Genomic DNA, 15,439 nt, shown 5'->3' on the forward strand with positions numbered 1-15,439 from the left:
TTTACTTATCCAGCCCGTGTGCGATTGCATAGCTCTTGTTTTTCTTGCACGCTTCGATGACCCGCTGCGGCCAATACCGCATGGCAGTGTATGCCCAATCATACTCGCCGGCTTTCAATTCCTCCCACGCTTTCTTCGGTTCCGGTTTCCAAGAAGGCATCAGGAAATGAATAGGCGCTGCGTTCAACAGCACTCCATCATCAAACTCCGGTTTCCATCCCACAACTTTGTGTTTGCCGTCCACTCCTGTGATCTCGACGTTAGCGGCTTCCTGGAGTTTTTTATCAAACTGCTTCAAGTCCTCGAGCAATTCCGCCAGCTCAGATATTTTTCTGCCCAACAATGCTTTCTCCTTTCCCGTTTTCTTCGGTTCCATCTGTTGTGCCTGTTGCAAGTCGGAGGTTGCGCGGTTGATTCGGCCACCTAAGTATCGGTTGCCTCTTAATAAGGATAGAGTATCGCCTGTCAGCTTTTCGTAAAAGGCGAAAACGTTGTAACTCTTCTCCGGTGATTGGAATAGCCAATAGATTGGACGCTTGCGATAGCGGCGAATATGCTCTTTGAAGAAATCACCAAGCAAATACTTTTCGAGATCTCCGCGCAGAGCACCGGCTTTACCGGTTGCCGTCTGAATGATCGCTGTTGCTTCCTTATCCTTATAGATCTCGGTCAGAATGCGGGGTACTCTTACTGCAAGATCATCTGGATGGCCTTCTTCCAGCACCATGAGTCCATCCGCATCAGAAAGCTCGCGAAGTCGCTTTGCAGTTTCCACAGGGAATCTTCCGCAACCAAGTTCACCTTCAATTCCCGGCTGAAATCGGCCTAATGTGATTCCAACAGCGTAGCTGATCCATCGGAATGCGAGTTCCCGCTTTGATAAAATCTCTGCTTCAGCTTTTTCCTCTTCTTCATCACCGTTTGATTCTTCTTCGCCGGATGCTGCCGGTTCAGCAAGTTCTGCCTCAATGGCTTTGCGATCCTCTTCTCCGATTTCGTAAAGTCGATAAACTTCTTCATCAATCCTTTCTTCAATTTCTTTCAGTTGCCCGCGTCTCGCTTTGATCTGTTCGATTCCGTTTACCCAGTCATGAGGTGCAATGAAATCGTAAGTCGTTTCATCATCTTCGCTGCCCTGTTTTGCAATAGACACAGTCTGTTCAGAAAGCGATTGCAGTTTGGAACTCGCATGTTGAGGCATTGGTAGTCGGGCAAGATCACCTACCTGGACATGAACCGTGGGATTGATCAACTTCAGTGCATACTGAGCGAACTGCGAGTTCATTACACCTAGTACATGATAAACATCTTCTGGAAAAGCAGAGGACCCGGAAACATCGAAGATGAATCCGCCGGGGGACAACCGGGCGCTAAAGTGGCCGCCGGTTAAATCGGTCCACGTAACGCCACGACGGAAATAGAATTCCGTCGATTTAATAATTCTTGACCAGCCTGAATTGCCGTATAACGGGTCGGCCCAAGCCTTTATTTCGTGACCATTCTTCCCGTAATTAATGACATAATCTTGATTTCCAAACCATTTCTTGAATACTCCTCCTTTATTGTACGGGTACCATCTTTCAACTCGCCGCTCGCACTCTTCTCCATCTTGGCAATCGAAACCGATATTTGAAGACTTCACTTCCCACCAAAATTTCAAGAATCTGAAGTTGTCTGCAGTAGCCAAACCCTGCCTGGGCTCAGCGAATTGGTCAAGTGACAATGAAGTTTTGAATACGTTGCGTAGCTTTTCCGTGATCCAATACACCCATGGAGCTCCAGAAATGGCCGCGAAATCACGCTGTCGGTATTCGTACACAAGTGCATCAGGTTCACCGGCTTTTCTGCGCCCGATCGCATTTTCGAACGCGAGCTGCTTCGCCACCGCATCGGGCTCCTTGACCAAACGAAAGTAAACACCGATAGAATTCTCCCGGTCATTCGGAAACGATTCACGCCGCAAAATAAAAGCTGTTGTATTTACTTTCTCACCTTGCACTTCTGGAAAGGCACGTGGCCCATGATGCGTCATCGCTTCGATCGCAAAGTTTTCGAGCAGCCACTCACGAAATTTTTCATAGCTGCTGATAAACATGAACGACTGCTGTGTTACCATGGCCATTCGGCCGTCTTCATTCAATAGCTCGCCGCAACGCTGAATGAATGCTGCATAAAGATCACCCTTGCTGGCCGGGTACTCATCCTTCAAAAACTGGACCATCTCAGGATTCATATTTCGGCTCGACATGTAGGGGGGATTCGTGAACACAACGTCGTATCGTTGTGATAGAAGTTGCAACAGTCTCAAACCCTTGCTCGTTTCGCCAAGGAAAAACGACTCATCAGAGGCTTTTTTTTCGGCGTACGAATCAACAACACGTTTAATTTCCGGACCCGCAATGCCTTGAAAATGTTCTTCAAGTCGTACGAGCGAACCCATTAATGCACCATCATCAACAGCTCGACAAAAATCCTGCATCAATTTTGTTGATATCTGTTGAGGAAGCTTGACACCAGATAAAGCCTGCTCCAGATGCTGTCCACGAAACATTGCAACATCAGAAGAGGCAAGATTACTGTCTTTGATTAAGCAATCTCTGTTTAAGGATTTCGCCCGAATATATAAGGTTAATGCTGACAACTGAACGGCGCGTAAATCGATATCAATTCCGTGGACATTTTTCCCAACGATCGCGGCTGGTATGTCTCCCTCACGTTCAACCGAAGAATGTTCTGGCCAGCCGGGCCTGCCTGCATTTGCAATCTCTTCACGATACATTTCGGCCAGTAAATCAAACGCAACCAACCCAAAATGCATCGTTCCTGTTGCCGGATCAAGCACTTTGACATCCGCTACTCGTTTCTCTGTCTTTGCTGCCGGTGTTTTTGGAATGGGAACGAGGTACTCCATACGGTTTGCAAGCTGAGAATCGGGATGCATTGTTAACCACAAACGGCCCAGGCTATTCTCAACCAAAAATTTAACGATCCAGCGTGGAGTGAATACTTGAGTGGCGGCAGGGATATCATCCTTTTGAAATTTCTTCTTTTGCTTGAACACCCGATCGAAGGCAGCGTCCTTTTCCTCCGCAATGAAGAACTGATACACCCACCCGATGGTTTCTTCGTTGCCTGGCTCCCATGCCTCTTTTAAATCTTCGCGATTCAGCTCATCGATCAACTGGCGCAATATCTTCGGCCGCGGGAAAAGGCGGCTCGGGAGATTACCGGCATCAAAAAGCACTCGAATTTCAGAAGCGAGGGTGGCATATTGGGAAAGCAGAAAGTGGCGATAAGCCTTGTCTCTTGGACCTTCGCTTAGATCATCAACCGGAGTGCTGCCAGCTTCATAGAGCTTGAGATCTTGGTCGTGATCTCCTGAGCCAAGATATTTCTTAAATGCGTTCGAGTCATGGTATTTGTTGATTGTTCCGGGCAGTAGCTTCCGGCCTTCAAGCATCTTTAGAGCCACCAACCGGTTCAAGTGAGTGAAAGCTACTTCTTTAACCAATCTGCTGCAGGCTTGCTCAGCCGTAAAACCCGCATCTTGTTCATCATTGAACAGCTTTTCCAGATCGCTTCGTGTTTGGAGTGCTTCTTCTGATCTGGCTAAGGCGGGAATTTGATTCTTCGGTAGGAAAGTGCCGTCCGTTGTTAACCCATACACCTGAAGAAGCAGTTCTTCGGCTTCGCGGCTCAGCAACTCACGCGCCCAGAGTGTTAGTTCACGTATTTTGTCTGTATTCATTTGGGAGGAGGATTATCTAATGCTTGCAAGAAGAACTTTTGGGCCACTAAAAACTCTTCCCGGAGTTGAATCAGGCGTTGTGCAACAATTTCATCTAAGGCGAGACAAACATGGCGGGTCGTATCAACCGCCTGAGAGGTCCAGGAAAAGGCGATAGGCTGTCTGGTTCCTGATTCGTCATTTAGAACTCGATCACTCCTGTGAACGATATCGTTTCTTCTTTGGAGACAGTCTCCGACCACTTTTGTAACCTCAGCCGCTTTGCGATTTAGGCGAGCACCAACATCTGTCCAAGGATCCTTAAGACCGAGAAGCAACCCCACCGTCTTTAAACCATTAACAGATCCAAGATTCTTATTTTGGACGTAGGAAACTATTTTTCTTCCCAAAAAAACTGAACTTTCCTCATCGTTTAACAGACGAAACGCTTCTCCTATTGGGAGCGACAAACCCTTAAAATATTCCGTCACGTCCTTGTCGCTTGGAAAGAAATCAGCACCCTTCATATCGATAACATCATGTATATGTTCCCCCAGCAGAGTGGACAGGTATGTTTCGTAAGCTGTACATGCACTGACAACAGCTTGACGAAGGAGGTTATCAAGTGATTCGCGTTTCAGGGTTGATGGATGAATGCGCGCCTCTTCGCGAATGATCCCAACAAAAATCGAATTAAGAATCAACTGCAACATTTCATCGGATCTGGCGCCCACAACACCCCGCAGTTTCGTGAGAAGCTCACTTTCGGTAATTACCTTGTCGTTTTCCAACATTCGATACACATCCAACATTAGCTGGGCCAAACGAAAGCTGTTTTCGAAAACCTCTTTAGGCGAAAGAGTAGTGCTTACTCCCATATAATTTTTTTGCCCTGTTCTAGTAGATTGAACAAATATTCCTGCAGACGTTCGATTGAGGCTTTCACGTTTTCGATTTCACTCTTCTCCGGATCTTTCGGGCCTGTAAAGAAACTCGCCAATTGCACTCGAGCAATATCCTCTTCACTTCCTCCTGCTGCAGCCACAATCTCCTGAATGCGTCTCTTTGCTGTATTCACCAATCCAGGCAGAGCATCGAGATCTGTATTTAGGACAGCAAGCGTAGCGCCAGTCGTTCGATCTGCTTCTGCGAATGGAGGAAGATCAATCTCTTCAATAGCCCTTCTTCTCAAAGGCTCCAAGACTGTCTCCGCTTCAACATCTTTGAGTTGCAAGAATTCAGGCATTCCCTGTATTTCCTGAATTGCTTTGTCATAAGACTCAAATCGTCGTTTGTGCAGGCCTTCATAGACTTCACGGTACACAGCCGCGATGGAATTGGCGAGGCGCCCGGCATCCTTGAACACGCTCGTTATGTCAGGCGATTCCAGGATTGCCTTCAGCTCTGAAACAGCGTCTTGCACGCGGCCCTCCTCTCCTGCCAATCGAAGCGCGGGTGGAAGGGAATCAGTCGCTCTCCGATACATCCGGATCTTTTCAAGATTTTCGTCGTTCAAAAACTTCTCAATTTGATTGGCGGTGTCGCGCAACGATTGAATTGTTTTCCCCTGGCCTGAGAGCAATCTGACGCAATCGTCCGAAGCACCCGTGGTTACTGTCTCGAGAGTCTCTCTCCATTCTTCCAACAATCCTGTAAATGGAAGACGGTGCGCGCGGGCAGTCGCAAGAGCCGGCAACAACTTTTCCTTTTCCACGTCAGCTAATTTCCGGAACGACTCCGCAATCGCCCCTTCCTCGACATCCACTTCCTGTCCAATCATTGCCTCTAAGTTTCGTACTGCTGTTGTGAGCGTCTTCAAATCGATCGTTTCTCGCGGGGCAAAAGCAGCATTTCGAAAAGCAGGAGTATTGGTGAATGGAAGTCTGGCGAGAGGCTCCTGATAATTCCGGTAGGTGCGCCCCTGATGCGTTACATCAATGCTGCCTGACCGGAATAATGTGGCAAGGACTAGACGGATAACATCCTGGTCCCACCCATATCCGAAATCGCCGAAGTGTTCTGCAATCTGTTTACCGGTTATTTTATTGCCAAACTGATGCTGAGCCTTCAAATAATCCAGAATTTCGCGAGCAGATTCGGCATTAGAGTTAAGCACATAACGGTTCCCTTCAGTGGTAACAAGGTTCAGGCCTTCACCACCATGAAAAACAGCCGGCAAATTTTGCAAGTTCGCTTCTTTAAAGATTCGATCCACTTCATCGCCGTCCAAGTGGCGGTTCCCGAGTTCCAGCTTAGGATACATATCCGGAATTGCGCGCATCAGTAAATTGCGAGCGATTTCACCTAAGTCTTTCCCCAGATCACCTGCTTCAAGCTTGATACCTCGAAAAAAGCCTGTTCCCTGCTGAACGGAACGCGTGAGGCCTTTCAAAAGTTTTTTCTCGATTTCAACCTTCTCGGTCTTTTCGCTCTGGAGCGAAGCCAGTTCCTGGCCTGATGTTTTCCCCTGTGACTTCAAGTTATCGTACTTAAAAATCATTTGAGTCGAGGCACTCAGGGCTGCTATCTGTTTTTCAACCTCTTCCTGTATTTGGAAGACCCAGAGAGTCTTATTGCGATTCGCATCTTGAAGACTATCAGTCGCGGTTTGCGATAGTCGGGTTGCAAAATCTTCACTTTCGTCAACGCTTATTAGATGAAGCGGTATCTGACCGCTTGGGGGAATCGGTTGATCATCCAGCGATAGACTAGGGGAGAAAGTGCGCAAGTTTTTGTAGTTCAGATTTCGCACGCGGGCATCATCAAAAACTTCTTTCATGTACTTTCTTAAGATTTCATTTCGCTCAGCGCGCTTGATCTGCATCAAGCGCCCTTTTTCCTCTTCCCAGCGCTTTTCTTCTTCTGTTTGAAGTTTCCATCCGTCTTCTGCCTCACGGACAAAACGCAAATCTTTGAGCTTTGAAAGGATAGCTTCCACAGCGGTGATGTGAACGGGGTCTCCCACATGTTCAACCAACAAAGTGGCAATGTTTCTGGTGGTTCGCGCTAGTTTGTTCGGGGCAAACTCCATTAAGCAGACCGCTTTGGCTACGCGCACAGCCAGATCCTTGTACTCACGGTCCTTGCTGAAGGCTTGCTGAATATCATTCACGCTTTTTTGCTTTTCAGAAGGCATGTTGCCTTCAACAAGCTCGTAGATTTTATCGATTGTCACGAGCGCGCCTATTGGTTTCTCCCCAAGTTTCGTCCGATCAGACACCAACATTTCATAAGCCTGCCGGATGATCGTTCGATTACTGCCGCCTAGATGACGTGGAGCCATCCCATGCTGTCGAATGCCACTCATGATATCGATCGAAAGATCGATGAAGTGTGGAAAGTATGGATAAAACAGAACAAAATCTTCCTCGGTGAAATTCGTATTGTATCCACTGCGTTCAAGCGCGCTGTTCGCGAGTAACGTGCCTTCTTGCTTACTGAATAGCTTTTCCAACTCACGCATCGCTTCTTCTTTTTTCGACAGAATTCTCTTACTTGCAACCTCGCGGATGTCAGCAGGGGAGAGGTCTACGAGATGCCTGAAGCGGTCTTGCAGTTTCGGCAGGTCGATACGGCCAGACTTTACGTAATCGTATACCTCCTGCAGTTTTTCTTGCGATGTGACGATGATCCATGCAGGGCCTTTGATGTCTCCGCGTTTGAATCTCTGCAAGCCAACTTTACCGAACTGCTCCACTACCGCGCGCAGGTTTTCCAGCTTTTCACTGCTGCGGGCAACATACTGACCCATTTCGTCAACGATGAAGCAAATCGATTTCCCTTTACGCCTTCGATCGCATAGATCGAAGCACCTTTCTACGATGTCACCAACTGTGAGACGAGGCGCAGTTTTCGCTTTCTGCCAGCTATCCTCATTCGGGTATGTTTTTGGATCGAGCTCCTGCATCAAAGCGCTAGTGCGCGCGTACATCTGCGCCCCCTTTCTGATTTTCCGCCACTCTTCCTTGAACCTTTTCTGGCAGGCTTTTCGAAGATCATCCAATTTGCCTTCCGATTCTAGTTCTACTTCCAGCTCGGCGATGAAATAGTCATCTGCATAGTCGAGCTGACGCAATAGAACGCGATACATGATCTCAGCGATTTGTTCAGCATTCGTTTGAATGTTCAAATCGACCTGGACGTCAAACATGAAGACTTCATAAGGAATCGACTTGTTTAAATAGTCGACATATTCTTCGATCCTCTTGTCTTTCAGTTGCTTCGCGAAAAGATCGCTGACCGACCTTCCCTTGACCTGCCGATTCGCAAGAACATACCCAAGATTTTTTATAAAGGATGATTTGCCTGATCCAAAAAATCCGGATACCCAAACACCAATTCCTTCTGTTGGATGTGACGGAGCATCCGCCATCTCCTTTAATAAATGGCGATAGTGATCTTTGATTCGGTCGGTGGCCACATACTCTGTGATTTCACTATAAACAACATCTTCCAGTTCATTGTTAACCTTGATAATTTCTTCCGGTGGAGTTGTAAAATCCCGTTCGAAGAGTTCAATAATCCTCTTCATCATTCCCTCCCATAAATCTTCACGCGGTAACTTCCGAGCGCCTGATCAACAGATCGCAGACCCATGTAGTTCAATCCATTTTCCCACTTGCCCGGATAGAATAGGACCGCTGGAACACTCAGTTTCCCGGATAACTGCTCCAGAAGCGATGATATGCGGTAAGCGGCTGGCGCAAAGACAGTGGCATGAACCAAAAAAAGGAAAGCTGTATCAGCCGGCAGTTGAGCCACAATTTCCAGCAGCAATGTAACAAGTGGCCGAAAATCGTCATCGGAAAGGTAGCGGTTTACAAGGCGCTCCGCCGATTCAAATCCATTTGATTTTTCGAATTCCACCAGACTCTCGATGCCTTCCGATTCTCGAATGGATTTCCAAAAAAGATCGGCGAGCGAAATGACCTCAATTTTTTTATGTGTCGCATTTTGCACACGAATTCGGATGTTTTGGATTTCTTGTCTCACTTTCCATTCGTTTTCATCAGAGTCATCCGGGTCGTATCGGAAAATGGCAAATGGGAGCTGTCGCGACATGATAAAAGCGGGCGGATCTTTTTTCATGTCCGATTCAAGAAGATCAATTCGATCTTTCAACGACAACACGGGCGTACTCCTTTAATGTGGAAACGGGAAAGTCGATCCGGACAATGCTGCCTGCTGCGTGATATTGGAGCAGGTCGAATTGATGCGCCTGTAAGAAAAACTGTTCTATTTCTCTGGTTCTCAATAAAAATAATTCCCAATCAGGATGAAATAGCAATTCGCGTGAGGATGCACCCAATTGATGCAAACAAAACGCAATGTAGGCAAACCCCCCAATTGGCAGTTCTAGGCTGGCGAGCCGCTTTCGGGCCCTGCCTTCCAATATCCCGAAATCGCGCAATGCCGCAAGCAGCCCCAGCGCAACTTTGTTGGTTACTGCTGGCGACCATTCGGTTCCTTTTGTTCGGAGCCATTGTACGGCTTCAGCAGGTTCAACGCTTACTCTTGCAATATGTTGTCTTGGAAGCAAAAACTCGCGGCAAAAATCAGCAACGATGGGCTCGGCTTTAGCCGTTATCCAAAAATACACCGGTCTTAAGATTCCAACGGAAGCCTCTACGTCCTCCAAGGGACGGGCCAATTTCCATGCATTGGGAATAGGACCGTTAACAAAACGTGGAAGAAAGGTGTATCGAAAAACGTGTTCAGTCCGTACTCGTGTGGCACGATTCAGCACATTGCTACGAATCCCCTCCAGTCGCTGGACCTCGGTATCCGTATCCGTCCAGGACCGCACCAATTGCCGCATCTCGTCCAGCATGGCTCCGCCTTTTTGCAGCCTGGTGGTATATGCAGAACGGATGGATTTTGACTTTACACGCATGAGCAGGTGAAGACTATCATGGCGAGTCGGAGCCGAACCGATGTTATCAGCACGAATTATTGTTCCTCCTCGTGGAAACCCCAATTCATACTATATCAGCTTGCACAGTTTACGAGAAATTTGTACACGTGCTTTTGGTAAGATCGATGGATAAAATTACTATTCCGGCGGCGTGATATTCTGCAAAATAATACGACAACTGGAGGTGGTCTTCGTTCAGGTGGACACGCAATTTGCTTTTCAGTAGTTGATCAGTGTTATTTCTGTCCTCCATCTTATTGCAACGAAAAGCTGAAGACTGGCTCATGGAAAATAGTTTCTGCGTTTTTGGAGGGATTATGAGCACGTTCTGGGCAGTGTTTTCCATAATATGCTACCCTTGAAGCATCAGTAAATGCACTAATGGGGGTTCAAAGCCACTCATTGCCAGGTTAGTTGCCTCGCAACTTCCAGTCGATGAGAGCCCTGGATGGGAGAAATTGCAAGCAATGAAAACCGCCCTCGAGCGTTTGTAATTATTCAATGGATTCAAGCGTCGTTTTCTTTGTGTCGGGCTTTCTGTTGGGCGGAGGATTAATCTATTTTCTTTCCAGAGCGAGATCCCAGCACCAACAACAAATCATCCGACAGGAATCTCAAAGCCAATGCCGAGTCCTAGAAGAACGATTGGTTCAGCGCGATAGAGAACTTGGTCAACTCGCAAATGAGAACCAGACAATTTCTGACCGCAATGTCGACCTTAGCCAGCAAATACAAGCAGAAACTGAAAAAAGAGCTGCCGCCGAAGAACGGGGCTTGAGGATTCCCGATCTTGAAAAAGCGATTGAAGAATTAAGGCGCGATAAGTCTGTCCTACTTGATCAAGCACATGCCGAAGCTGAAAAGCGAACGGCAGTAGAAGAACGAGCGATGCGCATTCCTGCTCTTGAAGAAGAATTAAGGGGCCGGACCGTAGAATTATTTGCGGCAAAGGACGAAATCTCTGATTTAAGAACCAAAATCGCGCATCTCGAAACGTCCCTTGAAAAGGAATCGAAAGCAGCGGGTGAACAGTTGGATCTGATCAATCAAGCTCAGACGAAACTTGTCGATACTTTTAAAGCACTATCCGGTGAGGCTCTTAACAGCAACAGCAGAGCTTTTTTGGATCTGGCACGAACAAGTATGGAGAAATTCCAGGAAGGTGCAAGATTTGATCTGGACACAAGACAAAAAGCCATTTCAGAACTTGTAAAGCCGATTAACACATCCTTGGAAAAGTTTGATAGTACTCTTCACGCACTTGAAACAACCCGAGCTGCTGCCTATGCGGGTTTGATTGAACAAGTCAGAGGATTGGCCACATCTCAGATCCAGCTGCAAGCAGAAACTGCAAATCTTGTTAAGGCCCTAAGGACCCCAACTGTGCGTGGCAGATGGGGAGAAATTCAACTAAAGCGAGTGGTAGAAATCGCAGGCATGGTCAATTATTGCGACTTTAGAGAGCAGGAAACTGTTTGGTCTGAGGAATCAAAATACCGCGTGGACGTAGTCGTAAATTTGCCTGGTAATAAGAATATTGTGGTAGATTCGAAAGCACCGCTTGAGGCATATTTAGACGCGTTGGAGGCCAAAGACGATAACGTCAAGCAAGCCAAACTAAAGCTTCACTGCGACCAGATTAAGAAGCACATCGGCTATCTGTCCCAAAAATCATACTGGGACCAATTTGAACATGCACCAGAGTTCGTGGTGCTGTTCTTACCGGGTGAATCCTTTTTCAGCGCGGCACTTGAACAGGATCCCAGCCTTATAGAATTGGGTGTCAATCAAAGAGTCATTCTTGCTACCCCAACTACATTAATCGCACTTTTTAAGACTGTGTCTTACGGTTGGCGTCAGGAGCACATTGCCGAAAATGCTCAGAAGATCAGCACCCTCGGAAAGCAACTTTATGAACGGATCTGCACTTTTGCAGATCATTTCGACAATTTGCGGAAGGGGCTAGATCAAGCAGTTGAATCATACAACAAAATGGTCGGTTCCCTGGAATCAAGAGTGTTGGTTGCTGCCCGAAAATTTAAAGCGTTAGATGCCGGTACTGATTCGGACATCATCGATCTTGAAACAATCGACAAAACGACGCGTTCTCTTGACGCAACGGATGTAGGGTCGGAGTATCAGCCGGATTCCAAGATCCAGCCCTTATTATTTGATTCCGAAGCCGAGCCGGACTAAGTCAATGAATAAATCTGTGAGAAGACCTGAAGCAATTTCCTATTTGAAACAATCGCTGGAGTTGAACCCATACCGCCTCTCCGTGCGTAAGCACTTGGAGCACTGGGAGACTATAAAAAAATGATTCACTGGCTACTCAAGCGTGTGCATTTAGTCTCGGGCTGCCCCTGGGAGTCGTAGGTTACCGTCTGCCCGAGTCCGTTCGGGAGATCTTGCCCTTCCTTCGTTTTTGCGCTCCATATCCGGCACGGTCGATAAAATGGTTCATGAAGCTATATCAGCTACCAGAAAGGCACGGATTATCTTGGTGTGAGTACTCATCACCATCCTTTGGCGGAGGACAGTAGTTGTTCTGGCAGGTCTTATATATGATGAATACCCGCTCGCCGATCTTCGGGGGCCAGTTCAAAGGGCAGTCGTTGAATATACTGAATTTTCCGTTTCCGAGGTCCGTCATTTGACGGATAATTCCGAAAAATTCCTTGAGGCCAGTCGCGGGCCTTCGGAAATCCCCGCAGAGATAGAAAACATCTTTGCATTTTAAGCTGTGATCGTCAAATTGCACGATTGCGTTCTGTCCCTGGACTCCGACAACTGTCCCGTAAATCAATCCATTGTTGCGAGCCGGAGTCGTACAAACCGTGTCGGCAACGGCCAGGCCAGTTCCGAGCAAAAACAGGGCTAGAAGGAGCTTCAGCCGAAGCCAGGTTTTCTCGATTCGTTTCATGATCAATGCTCGCTTAAGTGAGTCGCTTTTCCTTCCTTATATATAGAGGAAGGAAAATACTGGGCGCAGAAGCATAGGATATTCATATCCTTTCCAGAACCCAGAAAAATGGTAAAAACAAGTTACAGATGATCCAGGCGGCAATCATGACGATAACTCCCCCAATCAGCGCAAAAACGGCAGACCGCGTGATTCTTATCCACTGGCTGTTTGCCGTGCTTGTGAAATCGCGCTTGTGTTTCATTTCTGTTCTCCGGTCACCGGGGAACTGACATCTTTCCCACCGAAAGGTTCTTGTGAACTGCTTTGGGTGTCAGTTTCGAGTGGAATGGTTAACGGCACTTTTGCGGATCGTGCAATGTTGTTGATTTTCATGGGCGTAAGGGCGAGCTTGTCCAAACTTCCGCGTTTCTCAGGCGTCCATCCGGAATCTCCCAAAATGTTTTTGATCTGTCCCTGTTCATCGATTTCAACCACGACAACAGCTGAGAAATCTGCATCTGCATGAGGCACATGAATTCGTCCGGACTGGATTGTTTCTTTAACGTGTGCACTTGTTAAGTCAGACTTGAGCCGGTTGTTCTGAAAACTGTTCCAGAAGGAGAGCAGCAGGAAGACACCTGCTGCAGCCAACGCCATTATCTGTCGCCGCTCTTTACGCACTTCCCACGTATGCTTGAGCCGGGCAAGAACGACGCGAAATCTATCGTTCATTTGACGGCAATCTCCCGCAGCCCTGGATTCCGTTCCAGGTTTGAAGCGATCCTCCTGAGGTGCTGCGTCCCTATAGACAGCATCAGATTTCGGATCAAATTCTTTCGTTCGTCCGGAGGAATCTTCTCAAAGAAAAGTTTCATGCCTTCGGAAAGCTGAGAGATGGCATCTGCAGAAACCATGTCCGCCTTACCGTTTAACGAGCGCTGCAGAGTATGACCCGCCGCTGCGTCGCTGTCATAGAACGTATTGATTTTCTTTAGCGTATCGGAAATCACATCGAGTGATTTCTTCGCATCATCAGAGCCGGCAATCTGCTGAATCCGTATGACGAAGTTTCCGAACGATTCTCTTAATTTGTTGTAAATGACTTTGTCGATCATGTGTTTCTCCTTAATTGCTTTAGCTCGCTTTTCTTAAGATGCGTATGTCCGCCTGGACGCTCTTTGCTGCTTCTTTTTCGGCAATGACTTTACGCGCCTCTGTGAAATGCAAAACACGGACAAGCCTGAACCGTGATCCTCTGATCCGATTCTCCGTAAAGATTGAGAAGTGGCAGACCGGAACATACAGAAATGAGGCCGGGACACCCGAACTCTTCGTTAATTGGTAGAGCTCGGTTTCTGCTTCACCGAAAGTCTTAAAATTTCCTAGATATTGCGGAACATCCTGATTGCCGGTCGCGTAATAAAACCTCATTCGTTTCCTCCGTTGAATATGAAGTGCAAGGAGTTTGCCAAACTAGAACGGGAAAGTTCGTCGTCGATAATCTTGCCAACGCTTCGATTGATGGAATGTTGCGGGTCGAAAACTTTCTGATTCCACTCCGAAGCTTTCCGACCTTTGAAGGCTTGTAGATCAGAACTCAGCCGCTCCGCCACAACAGCACATCTCGCAAAGATGCGAAAAAAGTGAGTGGCAATTTTTTGAAACCGTTGGCGCTTGTTTTGCTGTAAGAACGTTCTGGCTGAGAAACGCAGCAGCTCTGTTCTTTGAAAAATTGTTTGTTCAGCGGATTCATCGAAATCTTCCTTCCGGCTGAGCGGAGTTTGAGATCACTCAAGAATCGCTCTGCCGGAAGGAGGTGAACATGGGTACGAAATCGAGAATCGACGAACAATCCCTAAACAATTCGTGCTGTATAGCCGGGTTTTCAGGAGAGTACCGTTGGTTATCCAACTTTTGGCCTGCACCGATACACGTCAACGATGTTTCTTACCCCAGTGGTGAGCATGCCTATCAGGCGCACAAAACTGCCGATCCTGTTTGGCGAGAAAGGATCCGAATGGCTCCGACGCCAGGTCAGGCAAAGCGTCTCGGTCGACTGGCCCCTGTTGTTCCTAACTGGGACAGCATCAAGCTTTCCGTTATGGAGACTTTGGTGCGTCAGAAATTCTCAACGCATGAGGATTTGAGGCGAAAGTTGATTGCGACTTGGCCTTTTGAGCTCAGAGAAGAGAACAATTGGAAGGACCAATTCTGGGGAACCTGCAATGGCATTGGGCAGAACCACCTTGGACGGATCCTGATGAGAATTCGCGATGAGCTGAGAGTTGCGTCTGCGACTTCAATTGGGTTGCCCGGCCTTACGCGGGTAATTCATATCCGCGAGTCGAAGGGATCGAGCGATGAGATTTACATCGGACGTGCAGGGAAAGGAGAAAGCGGAATTTTCGGCAATCCAGTTCGCAAGAATGCTGTCTGCCCGGTGTGTGGCAACATACACAAACGCGGTGCAGAAACGCTTCCTTGCTACAAAGTCTATCTCTGGAAAAGGCTAAAATCCGAATCTTCCTTCAGAAATGCCGTTAGGAATTTGCTGGGACACACACTGGTGTGTTTCTGCAAACCAAATCCGTGCCATGGAGATGTTCTGCTGCGGGCTATAGAGTGGCTGAACAGACATTAGGAAAAGGGAGGGGGATGACAACTCTCCCTTTCCTTGCTTCAGTGTTGCGGCACTTCATATTCAAATCCCGTGATCGAGTGCCGCAGAACTGAAGCTGCGTCGTTCCCGGCGTTCTTCTGCCGCCTGCGATTCGGATGTTCCGGATCGGAGCAAGGCAGGAGAACAAAAGGAGGATACGCATGATGCCTTTGGTTTCTGCAAGGAGCTATGCTGGAGTTGGTGCTCGCATCACTCCGGTAAACATACTCAAAA

At 47.6% G+C, this 15,439-nt stretch carries 13 protein-coding genes; 2 read left to right on the forward strand and 11 right to left on the reverse strand.

Annotation, left to right across the window (positions count from 1 at the left end):
* Window position 1 precedes the first annotated feature (1 nt).
* The 5 genes from pglX to L0156_02315 all read right to left on the reverse strand — a co-directional run bounded on the left by pglX (window position 2) and on the right by L0156_02315 (window position 9,620).
* On the reverse strand, window positions 2-3,748 hold the full coding sequence (gene pglX, locus L0156_02295) for a BREX-1 system adenine-specific DNA-methyltransferase PglX (protein ID MCI0601820.1): 3,747 nt from the start codon (window positions 3,746-3,748) through the stop codon (window positions 2-4).
* Window positions 3,745-4,521, reverse strand: coding sequence for a hypothetical protein (locus L0156_02300; protein ID MCI0601821.1), 777 nt, complete (start codon window positions 4,519-4,521; stop codon window positions 3,745-3,747). Before L0156_02300 ends, pglX begins: the two co-directional genes overlap by 4 nt.
* Before the next feature lie 74 nt (window positions 4,522-4,595).
* Window positions 4,596-8,258, reverse strand: coding sequence for a BREX system P-loop protein BrxC (brxC, locus tag L0156_02305; protein ID MCI0601822.1), 3,663 nt, complete (start codon window positions 8,256-8,258; stop codon window positions 4,596-4,598).
* Window positions 8,258-8,857, reverse strand: coding sequence for a DUF1788 domain-containing protein (locus L0156_02310; GenBank protein ID MCI0601823.1), 600 nt, complete (start codon window positions 8,855-8,857; stop codon window positions 8,258-8,260). Before L0156_02310 ends, brxC begins: the two co-directional genes overlap by 1 nt.
* Complete coding sequence (locus L0156_02315) at window positions 8,832-9,620, reverse strand: DUF1819 family protein (GenBank protein MCI0601824.1); 789 nt, start codon at window positions 9,618-9,620, stop codon at window positions 8,832-8,834. The genes L0156_02310 and L0156_02315 overlap by 26 nt, the downstream gene beginning before the upstream one ends.
* 522 nt (window positions 9,621-10,142) lie before the next feature.
* Between L0156_02315 and rmuC the strand changes: the two genes are divergently transcribed.
* Window positions 10,143-11,837 carry a DNA recombination protein RmuC gene (rmuC, locus tag L0156_02320; protein MCI0601825.1) on the forward strand — a complete coding sequence of 565 codons (1,695 nt, stop codon included), beginning with the start codon at window positions 10,143-10,145 and terminating at the stop codon, window positions 11,835-11,837.
* A gap of 277 nt (window positions 11,838-12,114) precedes the next feature.
* On the opposite strand, the gene L0156_02325 is transcribed toward rmuC, so the two are convergent.
* The 5 genes from L0156_02325 to L0156_02345 form a co-directional block, all read right to left on the reverse strand.
* Entirely contained in the window at window positions 12,115-12,564 is a 450-nt protein-coding gene (locus L0156_02325; GenBank protein MCI0601826.1) for a hypothetical protein, read from the reverse strand.
* An 82-nt stretch (window positions 12,565-12,646) separates the two neighbouring features.
* Window positions 12,647-12,808: a hypothetical protein gene (locus tag L0156_02330; GenBank protein ID MCI0601827.1), complete on the reverse strand. Its 162-nt coding sequence runs from the start codon at window positions 12,806-12,808 to the stop codon at window positions 12,647-12,649.
* Window positions 12,805-13,278, reverse strand: a complete 474-nt coding sequence (locus tag L0156_02335) for a hypothetical protein (GenBank protein MCI0601828.1) — start codon at window positions 13,276-13,278, stop codon at window positions 12,805-12,807. Before L0156_02335 ends, L0156_02330 begins: the two co-directional genes overlap by 4 nt.
* Window positions 13,275-13,661 (reverse strand): hypothetical protein, encoded by a 387-nt coding sequence (locus L0156_02340; protein MCI0601829.1) that lies wholly within the window; start codon window positions 13,659-13,661, stop codon window positions 13,275-13,277. Before L0156_02340 ends, L0156_02335 begins: the two co-directional genes overlap by 4 nt.
* Window positions 13,662-13,680: 19 nt before the next feature.
* On the reverse strand, window positions 13,681-13,977 hold the full coding sequence (locus L0156_02345) for a hypothetical protein (GenBank protein ID MCI0601830.1): 297 nt from the start codon (window positions 13,975-13,977) through the stop codon (window positions 13,681-13,683).
* A gap of 391 nt (window positions 13,978-14,368) precedes the next feature.
* Here L0156_02345 and L0156_02350 point away from each other — a divergent pair, with 391 nt between their 5' ends.
* On the forward strand, window positions 14,369-15,187 hold the full coding sequence (locus L0156_02350) for an NADAR domain-containing protein (GenBank protein MCI0601831.1): 819 nt from the start codon (window positions 14,369-14,371) through the stop codon (window positions 15,185-15,187).
* A 38-nt stretch (window positions 15,188-15,225) separates the two neighbouring features.
* Here L0156_02350 and L0156_02355 read toward each other — a convergent pair.
* On the reverse strand, window positions 15,226-15,439 hold a 214-nt coding region (locus tag L0156_02355; GenBank protein MCI0601832.1), incomplete at its 5' end, for a hypothetical protein.

The sequence above is a fragment of the bacterium genome, from assembly GCA_022616075.1.
GTDB lineage: Bacteria > Acidobacteriota > HRBIN11 > JAKEFK01 > JAKEFK01 > JAKEFK01.

Bases quoted from the DNA above. Each gene is read 5' to 3' on its own strand.
- L0156_02335 (MCI0601828.1), bottom strand. From the start codon at position 13,278: ATGAACGATAGATTTCGCGTCGTTCTTGCCCGGCTCAAGCATACGTGG.
- L0156_02300 (MCI0601821.1), bottom strand. From the start codon at position 4,521: ATGTTGGAAAACGACAAGGTAATTACCGAAAGTGAGCTTCTCACGAAA.
- brxC (MCI0601822.1), bottom strand. From the start codon at position 8,258: ATGAAGAGGATTATTGAACTCTTCGAACGGGATTTTACAACTCCACCG.
- L0156_02315 (MCI0601824.1), bottom strand. From the start codon at position 9,620: ATGCGTGTAAAGTCAAAATCCATCCGTTCTGCATATACCACCAGGCTG.
- L0156_02340 (MCI0601829.1), bottom strand. From the start codon at position 13,661: ATGATCGACAAAGTCATTTACAACAAATTAAGAGAATCGTTCGGAAAC.
- L0156_02345 (MCI0601830.1), bottom strand. From the start codon at position 13,977: ATGAGGTTTTATTACGCGACCGGCAATCAGGATGTTCCGCAATATCTA.
- L0156_02350 (MCI0601831.1), top strand. From the start codon at position 14,369: ATGGGTACGAAATCGAGAATCGACGAACAATCCCTAAACAATTCGTGC.
- L0156_02325 (MCI0601826.1), bottom strand. From the start codon at position 12,564: ATGAAACGAATCGAGAAAACCTGGCTTCGGCTGAAGCTCCTTCTAGCC.
- pglX (MCI0601820.1), bottom strand. From the start codon at position 3,748: ATGAATACAGACAAAATACGTGAACTAACACTCTGGGCGCGTGAGTTG.
- L0156_02330 (MCI0601827.1), bottom strand. From the start codon at position 12,808: ATGAAACACAAGCGCGATTTCACAAGCACGGCAAACAGCCAGTGGATA.
- rmuC (MCI0601825.1), top strand. From the start codon at position 10,143: ATGGATTCAAGCGTCGTTTTCTTTGTGTCGGGCTTTCTGTTGGGCGGA.